At 41.5% G+C, this 13,380-nt stretch carries 12 protein-coding genes and 1 pseudogene; 6 read left to right on the forward strand and 7 right to left on the reverse strand.

The window, feature by feature from the left end:
* The first annotated feature begins 567 nt into the window (after positions 1 to 567).
* Both B3J29_RS00560 and B3J29_RS00565 read left to right on the forward strand, forming a co-directional pair.
* Positions 568 to 1,356: a PaaX family transcriptional regulator C-terminal domain-containing protein gene (locus tag B3J29_RS00560; RefSeq protein ID WP_175967387.1), complete on the forward strand. Its 789-nt coding sequence runs from the start codon at positions 568 to 570 to the stop codon at positions 1,354 to 1,356.
* A 94-nt stretch (positions 1,357 to 1,450) separates the two neighbouring features.
* Positions 1,451 to 2,428 carry a fatty acid desaturase family protein gene (locus B3J29_RS00565; protein WP_175967385.1) on the forward strand — a complete coding sequence of 326 codons (978 nt, stop codon included), beginning with the start codon at positions 1,451 to 1,453 and terminating at the stop codon, positions 2,426 to 2,428.
* Positions 2,429 to 2,484: 56 nt separating this feature from the next.
* Here B3J29_RS00565 and B3J29_RS00570 read toward each other — a convergent pair whose 3' ends face one another.
* Positions 2,485 to 3,435 (reverse strand): cation diffusion facilitator family transporter, encoded by a 951-nt coding sequence (locus B3J29_RS00570; RefSeq protein WP_175967383.1) that lies wholly within the window; start codon positions 3,433 to 3,435, stop codon positions 2,485 to 2,487.
* A gap of 197 nt (positions 3,436 to 3,632) precedes the next feature.
* The gene (yfcF, locus tag B3J29_RS00575; protein WP_175967381.1) at positions 3,633 to 4,280 is read right to left on the reverse strand and encodes a glutathione transferase; all 648 of its coding nucleotides are present in this window, start codon (positions 4,278 to 4,280) and stop codon (positions 3,633 to 3,635) included.
* 225 nt (positions 4,281 to 4,505) lie between these two features.
* Between yfcF and B3J29_RS00580 the strand changes: the two genes are divergently transcribed.
* Complete coding sequence (locus B3J29_RS00580) at positions 4,506 to 5,222, forward strand: glutamine amidotransferase (protein WP_175967380.1); 717 nt, start codon at positions 4,506 to 4,508, stop codon at positions 5,220 to 5,222.
* A 47-nt stretch (positions 5,223 to 5,269) separates the two neighbouring features.
* Here the strand turns inward: B3J29_RS00580 and B3J29_RS00585 are convergent, their stop codons facing one another.
* The 5 genes and pseudogenes from B3J29_RS00585 to B3J29_RS00605 form a co-directional block, all read right to left on the reverse strand.
* Complete coding sequence (locus B3J29_RS00585) at positions 5,270 to 5,857, reverse strand: YceI family protein (RefSeq protein WP_175967378.1); 588 nt, start codon at positions 5,855 to 5,857, stop codon at positions 5,270 to 5,272.
* Between the two features lie 129 nt (positions 5,858 to 5,986).
* Positions 5,987 to 6,442 (reverse strand): GNAT family N-acetyltransferase, encoded by a 456-nt coding sequence (locus B3J29_RS00590; protein WP_286964172.1) that lies wholly within the window; start codon positions 6,440 to 6,442, stop codon positions 5,987 to 5,989.
* A 175-nt stretch (positions 6,443 to 6,617) separates the two neighbouring features.
* On the reverse strand, positions 6,618 to 6,833 hold the full coding sequence (locus tag B3J29_RS00595; RefSeq protein ID WP_175967374.1) for a hypothetical protein: 216 nt from the start codon (positions 6,831 to 6,833) through the stop codon (positions 6,618 to 6,620).
* 135 nt (positions 6,834 to 6,968) lie between these two features.
* Positions 6,969 to 8,844, reverse strand: a pseudogene (tkt, locus tag B3J29_RS00600) (transketolase).
* 302 nt (positions 8,845 to 9,146) lie between these two features.
* On the reverse strand, positions 9,147 to 9,530 hold the full coding sequence (locus B3J29_RS00605) for a pilin (protein ID WP_175967372.1): 384 nt from the start codon (positions 9,528 to 9,530) through the stop codon (positions 9,147 to 9,149).
* A gap of 471 nt (positions 9,531 to 10,001) precedes the next feature.
* Here B3J29_RS00605 and metK point away from each other — a divergent pair, with 471 nt between their 5' ends.
* The 3 genes from metK to B3J29_RS00620 all read left to right on the forward strand — a co-directional run bounded on the left by metK (position 10,002) and on the right by B3J29_RS00620 (position 13,315).
* A complete protein-coding gene (gene metK, locus B3J29_RS00610; protein WP_004786281.1) occupies positions 10,002 to 11,168 on the forward strand; it encodes a methionine adenosyltransferase in 1,167 nt (388 codons plus the stop codon).
* A gap of 340 nt (positions 11,169 to 11,508) precedes the next feature.
* On the forward strand, positions 11,509 to 11,853 hold the full coding sequence (locus B3J29_RS00615) for a hypothetical protein (protein ID WP_175967370.1): 345 nt from the start codon (positions 11,509 to 11,511) through the stop codon (positions 11,851 to 11,853).
* Between the two features lie 250 nt (positions 11,854 to 12,103).
* Entirely contained in the window at positions 12,104 to 13,315 is a 1,212-nt protein-coding gene (locus B3J29_RS00620) for a YeeE/YedE family protein (protein WP_175967369.1), read from the forward strand.
* The last annotated feature ends 65 nt before the right edge of the window (positions 13,316 to 13,380 follow it).

Consider the following 13,380-nt stretch of genomic DNA (forward strand, 5'->3'; position numbering starts at 1 on the left):
TGTACACAGTGCACTGGGTTATTTATCGCCTTTTGAGTTTGAAGCAATGTACTATGATAAGATTAACCCGTTAGGTCACGTGGCCTAACTTAAATAAAAAAGTCTCCGACAAGCCCGGTACGGTTCACCTGGGTAACACCGGAAGGTGGCGGTGGTCCGAATTACCCGAATATGTAAGGTAATTCGTATGAATAAGAAATCTTTTTCTTGTTCATATACCCAATTTTGAAGCAGTTATAACTAACACTTCACTTTAATTTTTTAGGTAATCCCAGTTCCCTAGGGAGCTGGGATTAAAAATAATCAAGAATAAAGAGAAAAAAAACAGATTCATGTCTTTTTCGTTGACTTGCTGCTTAGACCAACTTATTGACTGTGAAATAGTGTGCCTCAGTAGAAAACCAACACCTTATCTAGTCATTTTTATCCATATACGTTGTCTTTAATTAAAATTAATTGCCTGAATATACAAACACTTTAGTCGTATTTCTCTTTGGTTCTTCATATTCAAAATGCTATTGTACAAAAAGTTTCCAATTTCTCATTTTCTAATCACGATCTAGTTTCATGACTTATAAACTGAATGCCCGACATCTGGTGCTAGACCTGCTCTATGCCTCACATAACTCTACTGTTAGCATCAAACAGATGTTATGTGCAGCAGATTTATTAGGAATCTCTGACAACAGCTTGCGGGTTGCAGTCGCACGACTCAATCAGGATCAGATCATTCAGTCAGTAGAACGCGGCATTTATCAGTTAGTTGAAAAAAAATTTGATACTTCTTTTATTAGCCTGAACAAACATCCCAATATGCAGACCGCTACGGCTTGGGATGGTAAGTACATTCTGGTTTATACCGGTGCTTTGGGGCGAGTAGATCGTACGGCCTTATCTAAACGGGAAAAAGCCCTGCGTTATTATGGATTTCAGGAACTGGAACAGAACGTGTTTATCCGCCCGGACAATTTGCAACTTGGTTTGAACGAGCTTAAATCAGCAGCCGTCAAGTTTGGTCTGGATCAAGGCGCACGATTTTTTCAGGTCAGCGAGATCGATCAGCACACCCATGTATCTGCACTTTGGGATATTCATGGCCTGCATCAAACTTATTTGAATATCAGCCAGGAAATTGAACAATGGTTTGAAAACCACCAACAGTTATCCTTGGCTGAATCAGCTAAAACCGCCTTTTATCTGGCAAAATCTGCTGTATTTAGTCTGCGTGCAGATCCGCTATTGCCTGAAGAATGGCTAGATGCTCCAGCCCGACAAAAGTTTGAACTGGCTGTACGGCGTATGGAGGAGCAAGGCCAGCAGTTATGGCAGCAATATTTTCAACAACAAGGTGTATAATTTATTTCCCACATACTCACAAAAATAAATTGACTGTAATATTTTAATTCAAATATAGTGATAAGAAATACAAGAATTATATCAAGGCAGAATAATGAACAGTAAAGTGAGCGTCACAGAGCTATTTAGCCGTGAAGAAATTAGAGAGCTGACTAACCCATCCGATTTACAGGGTGCTCTGGCAGTGGGTTCAACTTGGGCTGTGATTATTTTGACCTTTGGCACAGTCGCTTATAGCTGGAAATATTTACCAGTCTGGGGAAAAATATTGATGTGTGCCTTGGCATTAGCCATTCTGGCAGGTCGCCAACTCGCTATGGCCATTTTGATGCACGACGCCTCACACCATAGTTTGTTTAAAACCAAGTGGCTAAACACACACTTCACTGACTGGCTATGCGCCCGTCCGATCTGGAATGAGGTCGGTAAATATCGTCCTTATCATTTGAAACATCATGCCCGCACCTCTCAACCTGATGATCCAGATTTAGGTCTGGTCAAAAACTTTCCAATTACTAAACAATCATTATTCAGAAAATTCTTTAGAGATCTAAATGGTCAATCCGGCCTGAAATTTCTGACTGGTCGTGTCTTAATGGATTTAGAACTTCTGGAATGGAGTGTTTCCAATGATCCGAAACCAATTCCTCGGGGTAATCGCAGTAACTTGGAACTGGCAAAGAATCTGTTAAAAAATAGCTCGGGCATGCTGATTTCCAATGCTGCCCTATTTTCTGCACTTTGGGCCAGCGGTCATCCGAAACTTTATTTATTATGGCCCCTAGCTTATATCACCCCTTTCCCACTGTTTATCCGTATCCGGGCAATGGCTGAGCATGCCGGTCTGGAAACCAGCCATTCTGCACTGACTAATACCCGTACCACCCGTGCAGGCTGGCTAGCGCGTGCTTTCGTTGCACCGATTCATGTAAATTATCATATTGAACATCATTTAATGGCCTCTGTTCCACATCAAAATCTGCCCAAAATGCATCAGATGTTGCGAGAGCGCGATTATGTGAAAGCACCACCGAGTTATAAAGATGTAATTGTGTCATTATTGAAAGACTAAAATTAAAAGATCGAAGTTTAAAAATACATTAAGTGTGATGGCAAAATTTCTCACACTTAATGTTGATGGCTTTCCTCATGCTCATGCTGTTCATGTAAATGGTCCGATTTCCGATGCTGTTCTGGGGGACAATCTTCTGCTTCAATTTGCAATGTCATCTCGGTGATGTGATGTTCATGATGCAACATCTCAAACGCCTCCTGATGCAACTTTTTATAGTCAACGTCTGGCGCAACTAAATGCACCGTCAACATCACCTTCTTGGAAGTAATCGCCCAGACTTTTAGCTGATGAATATCTTCAACACCGTCTAGCGCCAGTAGGTCATGGCGCAGTTTTTCAATATCGATTTCATCAGGAACCCCTTCTAGCAGAATATTGATGCTCTGTTTCAACAAAATCCATGTCCGTGGAATGACCCAGAATCCGATCATGACCGCAATCACGGTGTCGATCCACATCCAGCCACTGAAATAGATGATGATTGCGCCAATAATGACACCCACCGAACCTAGTGCATCACTCAGTACTTCCAGATAAGCTCCTTTAATATTCAAGCTTTCCTGACTGCTAGAAACCAGAATTTTCATGGAGATCAGGTTAATGACTAGTCCGAGTATAGCGACAATTAACATGCCCAGACTTTCAATTTCAGGAGCATGGCTCAGGCGCTGGTAAGCTTCAAACAGGATATACACCGCTACCAGAAATAGCATAATCGCATTAAATAAAGCTGCCAGAATTTCAAATCGCTGGTAGCCAAAGGTACGTTTATCATCTGCGGGTTTTTGTCCGATCTTAATCGCAGCCAGTGCAATCGCCAATGCAGCGGCATCGGTAAACATATGCGCTGCATCAGAAAGCAAGGCCAGACTCTGAGTCATAAAACCAGCAATAACTTCTACAATTAAAAAGGCTGTCGTCAGAGCTAAGGCGATGGACAGTTTTTTAGCATTCTTCGCACTAACTTCTACATGACTATGATCATGATGATGTGATCCACCCACCGTATACTCCTTTTCATTTGAATCTGATTCTAAGTTTTAGCTACTTCTTATTACCTATACTTGCTATACTACGCCTGCGCTGCTGATATTTAAGCAATTTTTTGTATAACGTGTCTCTCTTTTAAAATATCCATGTCTATTCATTAAGCAAACTTAGTACTTAAATTATTAAATTTACCTCTCTACCCGATATAGAATCAAAACTCAGCATGAGTACGCAGTTTTTCATTTTCCAAAATCCAGGACTGCACTGAAGATCGCTGAAAATTACGCTGGATATAAGCCTGAATCTTTTCGGGAAGCTCAACATCGTGACTAAGCAGACGATGCAGCATAAAGGCTAGATCAAAGTCTGCAATTGACCATTGTTCGGTGAGCCATAGCTCTTCAAGTAAAGTTTCTGTGATTGCCAGTAAGCGCTGAATATCCTGCATGGTTTCAGCCGATGCGATTAAAGGCCTTTTAGGTGGAACAAAGATCGAAGTTGAAGGCATATCCTGCCGGATAGAGGAAAAATCAGTTTTCATCAAAGCCTGAACGGCGCGGCATTTTGCTCTGGCTTTCATCTCTGCAGGATATGAAGCAGGATAATCCGGTGCCGGAAAAACATCTTCCAGGTATTCAGTAATTGCCCAAGATTCAAATAAATGAAAATCATCAATGATCAAACAAGGGACTTTGCCACTCGGACAAATTTTACGATAAGCCAAAGATTGCTGTTCCAGCAGATTCAGATCGATCATTTTTTCCTGAAAGTTGAGTCCTTTCTCTTTTAAAGCCACATAAACCGACATGGCATAAGGACTGATACGTTTTTTATCGACATATAAGCAGATATTGTGCATTTTTTATCCTGCCTCTTATGATTATCCACTGCTTTCTACTCTAACGCCTTTTTTATAGAAAAGGAAAATATCGCTGCATATTGATACAAAGCGGAGTTATAGTCTTACATAGGCTTGCCGATTCGGATGAATCACCTACCTAAGGCTAAATCACCGGATTAAAAAGACTTCAAATTTTTTGCAGAATAACGTTAAATAAATATTTTCCATTTAGACCTGACTGCTATGCTGAACCTTGACCACTTCCCTGATACCGTATATGCCATTCAACATCTGGCTTTTGAAGACCTAGGTGCCTGGGAAGATGTGTTTTATCAGCTAGGATTACGTGTTCGCTATTTTGAAGCCGGAATTGATGACCTACGAAAGGCGTATGAATATAAAGGTCTGACAATTATTTTAGGGGGTCCAATTGGTGTCTATGAAACGGTGGACTACCCTTTCTTACAACAAGAAATAGACTTACTTAAAGTGCGTTTAGAGAAGAATTTACCCACTTTAGGTATTTGTCTGGGTGCTCAACTCATTGCTCATGCACTCGGTGCTAAAGTCTATGCAGGACATAGCAAAGAAATTGGCTGGTCTAAGCTTACTCTTCCAGTTGCTGAGAATAATCCACTACAAGCCTTGGAAAATATTGAAGTGCTACATTGGCACGGCGATACTTTTGATCTGCCTGAACAGGCTGAATTGCTGGCCAGCTCTGATCTTTATCCAAATCAGGCCTTTCGGGTAGGACAGAATATTCTAGCACTACAATTCCATACTGAAGTAGCCAGTGAAAGTTTAGAGAAATGGCTGATTGGACATACCTGTGAGTTACGCAAAGCCCAAATCAATATCCCCACCTTGCGGGCGGATCATCAAAGCTATGCACCCGCGCTTGAACAGGCAGCCAGTTCGGTATTGATGCATTATTTAGAAAACCTGCAACTTAAATAACCGTAATAAAAAAGCACCCTATTGGGTGCTTTTTTAATTTGTCATTTTTACTTTTTCGGAGCAGGTACAGAAGCCTCGGTAGTAATGTTCACTGTAATTTTATCGCCCACATTTGGAACATAGCCGCCTACCCCAAAGGCTGAACGGTTAAATGAAGTGGTTGCATTAAAACCAATCGTTTGTAATTTGGTCATTGGATGTATGCCTTGTTTATTTAAAACTGCATCCAGTACCACAGGTTTAGTGACATCTTTCACGGTTAAGTTACCGGTGATTTTGTATTTGTTTTTGCCTAAAGCCTGAACTTTAGTACTTTTAAAAGTGATATTCGGATATTTGGCAGCATCAAAAAATTCTGCTGTCTTAATATGGTCATCCAGCGCTTTCACATTCGTATTAATGCTTGCAACCGGGATATTCACATTGACCGAAGAATTCGCAGGTTTTTCATTATCAACATTAATCATACCCTGGATATCACTGAAGTTTGCAGATGGTGTAGAGAAACCAAAGTGGCTCCAAGAGAAAACCGTTGCTGAATGAGTCGGGTCAATCGTATAAGCCACTGGTTTTGCCATAGAAAATGTTGCTACAGATGCGACCGCCAAGCCTAATGCTAATGTTTTTAAATTCATGTTTTTATCTCACGTTTTGGATGTTATTAAGTGTATAGAATCTGGAACCGTTTACAGCCTTAAAGATAAAACGTTTTGTTGCAGCAATGAAACGATAAAATTGTAAGTTATTTTTTTAATTTTTGAGCTTTAATCCATACGGTACTGAATAAATCCAGTTTTCTTGGTGACTTTGTTATACAACGCTTGCGCCTGATGATTTGATTCCTGAGTCAGCCAGTAAACCCGGTCGCAATTACGCTGCTGCGCTACCTGATAGACATGCTGAATCAACTTTCGCGCCACGCCCCGTCCGCGATAGTCCGGATGGGTAAATAGATCCTGCAAATAAGTATATGGCCTTACTGTCCAGCTACTGTTATGTTCGATGACATGCACAATCCCAACGACCTTTTCATCAATCAAGGCCGCAAAACCGTACATTGAATCTAATTCATAATTGGTTAATTTATCCCAGGTATTTTTACTTACCTCATCCGAAATTTGCGTTTGATAAAAGCGTTGATAGTCTTGCCATAAAGATAGCCATTCTGACTGTGATATTTGCTCTAGAGATTTGATCTGGATCTGGGGCTGTATATTCATGTTTAACTGCTTCTTTGGCTTATTTCTTTAATTTAAGTCGTTTCGATAGTGGTCGCGGAATTTTTATAGCAACCTAAACTTAGCTTTATCTCATCTGGCGCTCATAAGCAACCTGTCAGATGGAAATCATCCGACATAAAAAAAGCCCCAATTAGGGACTTTTCACGCTTTATATTTAAAGTTTTTCAACCAGAATACGATCCACCTGTTTCAAACCAGAATGCTTTTCATGGTTCTTGCGACGTACTTTAATGATTTTTTCTTCAGCCATTTCCTGAAGTAATAGCTCAACCGCAACCATTGCTTCAAGGGGGAGATCCTGCCCGATCCATTTCTGCTCGCCTGCATCCATTAAAGTAATTTCATCATTAATTTGTTCATACAAGCTCATGTTTATCTCACTCTTTCATTTCAATTATGGGAGAACACTTTTTAGCGGTTGCCACATGAAAACAAGGCTAGAAAGCGAAAAAACAAAAGACGCCCCAAAACTGGGGCGCCCTTAAAAACCGACTTAATCAGTTGATTAAGCAGTAATCTCTTTTACAGCTGCTACAACAGCTTCAGTTGTAATACCGAAGTGTTTGAACAGGTCTTTAGCAGGTGCAGATTCACCGTAAGTGGTCATACCGATCACACGACCATCAAGACCTACAAATTTCCACCAGTAATCTACATGTGCAGCTTCAACCGCTACACGTGCACGAATCGCTGCAGGAAGAACTGATTCACGGTAAGCAGCATCTTGCTTCATGAATTCTTCAGCACATGGCATAGATACGACACGTACACCTTCAAGCTGTGCATAAGCTTCCATTGCAAGAGAAACTTCAGAACCAGTCGCAATGATAATCGCTTTCAATTCGCCTTTTTCTTCAGCCAGAACATAACCACCTTTCGCTACATTCTCAATTTGTGCTTGAGTACGAGTCTGGAATGGCAGGTTTTGACGAGAGAAGATCAACGCTGTTGGACCTTCTGAACGCATCAAAGCAGATTTCCAGGAAATCGCTGCTTCAACGGTGTCACATGGACGCCATGTATTCAGGTTTGGTGTACCACGTAAAGATGCGATTTGTTCGATTGGCTGGTGTGTAGGACCATCTTCACCCAGACCGATTGAATCGTGAGTGTAGACATGAATCACACGTTGTTTCATCAGCGCAGACATACGTACTGCATTACGTGCATATTCCATAAACATCAGGAATGTTGCTACATAAGGAATGAAACCGCCATGCAATGCTACACCATTGGCAATCGCAGTCATACCAAATTCACGTACGCCGTAATGAACATAGTTACCTGCTGGATTGTCCTGTACGCCTTGTGCACCTTTCCAAAGTGTCAGGTTAGAACCTGCAAGGTCAGCAGAACCACCTAGTACTTCTGGTAATGAAGGTACAAGTGCTTGTAACGTGTTTTGGCTCGCTTTACGTGTTGCAATGGTTTCTTCTTTCGCATTTACTTCAGCGATGTAAGCATCTGCTTTTGCAACGAAGTCAGCTGGAAGATCACCAGAAAGACGACGTTTTAATTCTGCTGCTTCTGTTGGATATTTTGCTGCATAAGCGGCAAAAGTTTCGTTCCATGCTGCTTCAGCTTGTGAACCTTTTTCTTTGGCATCCCAAGCTGCGTATACATCCTCAGGAATGACAAATGCTTCGTCTGACCAGCCAAGCGCTTCACGAGTCAATACGATTTCGTCATTACCCAAAGGTGCACCGTGACAGTCTTCTTTACCCTGTTTGTTTGGTGAACCTAAACCAATCACTGTTTTACACATGATGATGGTTGGTTTGTTCGCTTCAGCTTTTGCTTCAACAGTCGCTTGACGGATGGCATCAGCATCATGACCGTCAACTTTGATCACTTGCCAGCCATAAGACTTGAAGCGTTGTTCTGTATCGTCAGAGAACCAGCCTTCAACTTCACCGTCAATCGAAATGCCGTTGTCGTCATAGTAAGCAATCAGCTTGCCTAGACCTAAAGTACCTGCCAAAGAACATGCTTCGTGAGAAACACCTTCCATCAAGCAGCCATCGCCCAGNNCCAGTGGTTGTTTCAATACCCGGTGCATAGCCCAATTCTGGGTGACCTGGGGTTTTAGAATGAAGTTGACGGAATGCTTTAAGATCTTCAATTGAAAGATCATAGCCCGTTAAATGAAGAAGTGCGTATTGAAGCATAGAGCCATGGCCATTCGACAATACGAAACGGTCACGGTTAGCCCAATTCGGATTTGTTGGGTTATGGTTTAAGAATTCACGCCAAACCACATCAGCGATATCTGCCATCCCCATTGGAGCACCTGGATGTCCTGAGTTTGCTTTTTGCACAGCATCCATTGCCAATACACGAATTGCGTTTGCAATACGACGTTCATTAAGCGGGGTTGTCATAAATCAGCGTCCAAATAAATTCAGAAGAAATAGGAAATGATGAAAAGACTTTCAAAACTGCCGTCTATTGTCTTAAAAAAACAGCGAGGGGTAAAGACTAGCCTACAATATTTATCAATTTATTGATCTTGTATTTACCTATCGGATAAATATTCTGCACTTTTAAGGTGCATTGATTGACTAGAGTCTAAGTTAGATTCTAATAAGATGATAAATCTGGGATTATTCTTAACTATTTTTTATAAATTAAACTTTCACAATATGTTGAATTCCTNNAATCAGGCTAATCGATACCACGAAAATTATTGTCCTCGGCAATCTTTAGGTAAATAACGCTGACTGATATCGCTCGACGAACAACTGCCGCTATAGACATCAAAAGCGATGGATTTCCCACGGATAGCCGTATCTATCCCATCCTGCCGTAGCTTAAATTCAATCCGACAAGCGGCATTGATCACGACTTTTTCAATATATTGGGTTCCGCTGCCAATTTGACGGCCTGCATCACAATGTCCATCAGAGGCAATAAATTGAGTTCGATAGCTACCTGCCTGCTTAAAAACCTCTGCTAGTTGGCTTCGCACTACATAACTGTGATAACTCATGCCTGCTACTGTCGCCAGAATGGCAATAATCGTGAGTACAATCATGACTTCAATCAAGGTAAACGCCTTTTGATACATGCTTTTCCATCTCCGTACAGTCTTTTAAACAAATCCATACCAAAAGATTTCGCCACTTCCTGACAGGCGGTTTCTGAAGACTTGAAGCTACTATGCAGAGTCGTACTATTTGCAGCAAGGCTGTCTGTCGTGTGGTCAATACACCCACCTTAATTTATTAATAGAATGATCACTTTCCTTGATATTTGAGGCATTTAATTTTTATATTTTTCTTAGTACTTAGTTATGCAAATTTGTTTAGAAATATCACTGCTTAATAAGCGTCTCTTATCAATTCACAGATTATTTATTAAGTTTATTAAATGAATCCACCCTGCTGTTTAGTTAGGCATATCAGTTTTTTTAATTCCAATAATCAAATAAAAGCACAATAATTTGAAACAATTTCGTGCAATTTTGTCGAGTTGCGCTAGTCCTAGAGCACAAGTCGATGTAACATATCGGGTCTTTAAATTTAACTGTGATAGGACTATGCGCGAGTACGCTGTATTTACTTCGGAATCTGTAAGCGAAGGCCATCCAGATAAAATGGCTGACCAAATCAGTGATGCTATCTTGGATGCAATCTTAAAAGAAGACCCATATGCACGGGTTGCTTGTGAAACGCTTGTAAAAACAGGTGCGGTTGTACTTGCCGGTGAAATCACAACAACTGCGAACATCGATTTTGAAGCGGTTGTCCGCCATACCGTTAACAGTATTGGTTATCATCATTCTGACCTTGGCTTTGATGGTTCGACTTGTGCGATCATCAACATGATCGGTAAACAGTCTCCTGAAATTGCTCAGGGTGTAGACCGTCAGAAACCGGAAGATCAAGGTGCCGGCGACCAAGGCTTGATGTTTGGTTATGCCAGCCGTGAAACTGATGTACTTATGCCTGCGCCAATTTCTTATGCGCACCGCTTAATGGAAAAACAGGCTGAATTACGCCGTAACGGTACATTGCCTTGGTTACGTCCAGACGCAAAAAGCCAGGTGACTTTCGCTTATGAAAATGGCGTACCTGTTCGTCTAGATGCTGTTGTGCTTTCGACTCAACACGATCCTGAAATTTCACAAGCTCATTTAAAAGAAGCTGTGATTGAAGAAATCGTGAAAAAAATCATTCCTGCCGACATGTTCCATGCAGATACCAAATTCCACATCAACCCGACCGGGATGTTTGTGATCGGTGGTCCTGTAGGTGACTGTGGTCTGACTGGCCGTAAAATCATTGTAGACACTTACGGTGGTATGGCGCGTCACGGTGGCGGTGCATTCTCTGGTAAAGATCCATCGAAAGTTGACCGTTCTGCTGCTTATGCAGGCCGTTATGTTGCGAAAAACATTGTCGCTGCGGGTCTTGCAGACAAATGTGAAATTCAGGTGTCTTATGCGATTGGTGTAGCCGAGCCTACTTCAATTTCAATCAATACCTTCAATACAGGCAAAGTGTCTGATGAATTGATCGTGCAATTGGTACGTGAGCACTTTGACCTGCGTCCATACGGTATTACCCGTATGTTGAACCTGATTCAACCGATGTATAAACAGACTGCTGCTTATGGTCACTTTGGTCGTGAAGGTTCAGATACTGCATTTACTTGGGAAAAAACTGACAAAGTCGAAGCACTTAAGGCATCTGCTGGTCTATAATTTTTCATATTTTAAAAAAGCTCGCTTTATGCGGGCTTTTTTTTATGGTTTCTACTTTTAGCTTGATAAAAATTGATGATGAAATAGTTGTGTTTTGTTACATCTAAAACTGCATACGAAAGCGAGTCTATTCATTCTTTATAAGCAATGAGAAGCAATCCACACAAGGTTTGTAAGAAAATACATTCAAATAATCAGACGATTGATATTTAGCAGAAATTGTATAAGTCTTTATAAAAATTACATTTAGCGAACAAATTCTGATCTAATTATTAGCATAAATTCAAATAAATACTCGCTAGACTGTTTTCGACCTTACAACTACAAAGGATATGACACGATGAATAAATTACTTGTTGCTTTGGGTTTAGCTGCAACCGTTGCTTTAGTGGGTTGTAATAAGAAAGAAAATCCTGAAACAGGTGCGACAACTGGCGAACATTTAGAAAATGCTGCTGATCAAGCAGGCCATGATATAGAAGATGCCACTCATGAGGCTTCTCAAGAAACTGATCAAGCCATGGATAATGCGGCTGCAAATGCTTCCCGTGCCGCTGATGAAGCCGCCGCTGCGACTTCTCGAGCAGCCGATGCCACTGCTGAAGCCGCTAAAAACGCGACTGCTGCAACTGCCGGTGCTATTGAAGAAGGTGCAGGCAAAGTACGTGAGAAAGCTGAAAATTAATTTTTAAAGCTTTCAATCTTTAAAAGCCTGCTTTGCAGGCTTTTAAACTTTTTATACGTTTCACTATTAGACGGGTGATTGTTCTAAATAAAATGATATCTTCTGAAATAATCACGACCTTATATCACTTAAAGTCATAATTATTATCAGTTATCAGGATGTTTAATTGACTCTTAGTAGCCCTAGATCAGCCCATTTTAGTGAGAAATTGCGTAATATACGCGACTTTATTTTTAAAGCTTGATCTCCCATGTCTGTTATTGCTGCGTCTTCCCAGCGATCGAATCTCTCGGTCTGGGTGGCTTTTATTTTACTTGTATTAGGAACTGTCGGTGCTTATCACATCGTAGGTCTGAACCAAGCTCTATTATTTCTGGTGGGTGGTGCATTGGGTATGACCTTGTATCATGCATCGTTTGGTTTTACCTCCAGCTGGCGCGTTTTTATTAAAGAACGTCGTGGTCGTGGCTTACGTGCCCAAATGATCATGTTAGGTCTTGCTGTCTTGCTATTTTTTCCTGCTTTAGGCGCAGGTGAACTGTTTGGTAATCCAGTTCAAGGCTTTGTCAGTCCGGTTTCACTGTCTGTGGTGATCGGTGCATTTATTTTCGGGATTGGCATGCAGCTCGGTGGCGGTTGTGCATCAGGTACACTTTATACTGTGGGTGGTGGTAGTGCTCGTATGCTGGTCACCCTGTTTTTCTTCTGTGCCGGCTCACTGATTGCGACTTCGCATATTGACTGGTGGTTTAACCTACCTCATTTCGCACCTATCTCCATTGTAGAAAGTTTTGGTGTCATTCCTGCACTTGTTTTGAGCTTTGTCGTTTTTGCTGTTATTGCTGCTGCAACTGTATTTTTTGAAAAGAAACGTCATGGCAACTTGGAAATTGAAGCTCAAAGCCAGCATCAGGGCTGGAAACGCTTTTTGCGTGGTCCATGGCCATTAATCTGGGGCGGAATCATTTTAACCCTGCTTAACTTTGCTACTTTGGCGCTGGCTGGTCGTCCATGGGGTGTCACTTCTGCCCTTGCTGTCTGGGCCGCGAAATCTGCAAGTTTTGTTGGAATTGATGTAGCCTCTTGGGCGTATTGGCAGCAACCAGCAAATGCCAAAGCCTTATCTGAATCACTCTGGTTCGATATTACATCCATGATGAACTTTGGCATCATGCTTGGTGCATTATTGGCTGCCAGTCTGGCAGGTAAATTTGCTCCGAACTTCAATATTCCAAAACGTTCATTGGTTGCTGCGGTTATTGGCGGCTTGATGCTCGGCTATGGCGCTCGTCTGGCTTATGGCTGTAATATCGGTGCCTATTTTAGTGGTATTGCTTCGGGCAGCGTACATGGTTGGTTATGGCTGGTCTTCGCATTTCTCGGAAATGGTCTAGGTGTAAAACTTCGTCCAATTTTCTTCCCCGGTGAGAAACCTCAACCAGAAAAATTAACTGGTTGCTAAATAAAAAGCCCATCTTTGTGATGGGCTTTTTTATAGCTTCATACTGTCCCGTCCTGAAATAAGTT

The organism is Acinetobacter sp. UBA5984 (assembly GCF_002429925.1).
Classification (GTDB): Bacteria; Pseudomonadota; Gammaproteobacteria; order Pseudomonadales; family Moraxellaceae; genus Acinetobacter; species Acinetobacter variabilis.

Coding starts and splice junctions, on each gene's coding strand:
- B3J29_RS00560 (WP_175967387.1), top strand. CDS start 568: ATGACTTATAAACTGAATGCCCGACATCTGGTGCTAGACCTGCTCTAT.
- B3J29_RS00565 (WP_175967385.1), top strand. CDS start 1,451: ATGAACAGTAAAGTGAGCGTCACAGAGCTATTTAGCCGTGAAGAAATT.
- yfcF (WP_175967381.1), bottom strand. CDS start 4,280: ATGCACAATATCTGCTTATATGTCGATAAAAAACGTATCAGTCCTTAT.
- B3J29_RS00580 (WP_175967380.1), top strand. CDS start 4,506: ATGCTGAACCTTGACCACTTCCCTGATACCGTATATGCCATTCAACAT.
- B3J29_RS00585 (WP_175967378.1), bottom strand. CDS start 5,857: ATGAATTTAAAAACATTAGCATTAGGCTTGGCGGTCGCATCTGTAGCA.
- B3J29_RS00590 (WP_286964172.1), bottom strand. CDS start 6,442: ATGAATATACAGCCCCAGATCCAGATCAAATCTCTAGAGCAAATATCA.
- B3J29_RS00595 (WP_175967374.1), bottom strand. CDS start 6,833: ATGAGCTTGTATGAACAAATTAATGATGAAATTACTTTAATGGATGCA.
- B3J29_RS00605 (WP_175967372.1), bottom strand. CDS start 9,530: ATGTATCAAAAGGCGTTTACCTTGATTGAAGTCATGATTGTACTCACG.
- metK (WP_004786281.1), top strand. CDS start 10,002: ATGCGCGAGTACGCTGTATTTACTTCGGAATCTGTAAGCGAAGGCCAT.
- B3J29_RS00615 (WP_175967370.1), top strand. CDS start 11,509: ATGAATAAATTACTTGTTGCTTTGGGTTTAGCTGCAACCGTTGCTTTA.
- B3J29_RS00620 (WP_175967369.1), top strand. CDS start 12,104: ATGTCTGTTATTGCTGCGTCTTCCCAGCGATCGAATCTCTCGGTCTGG.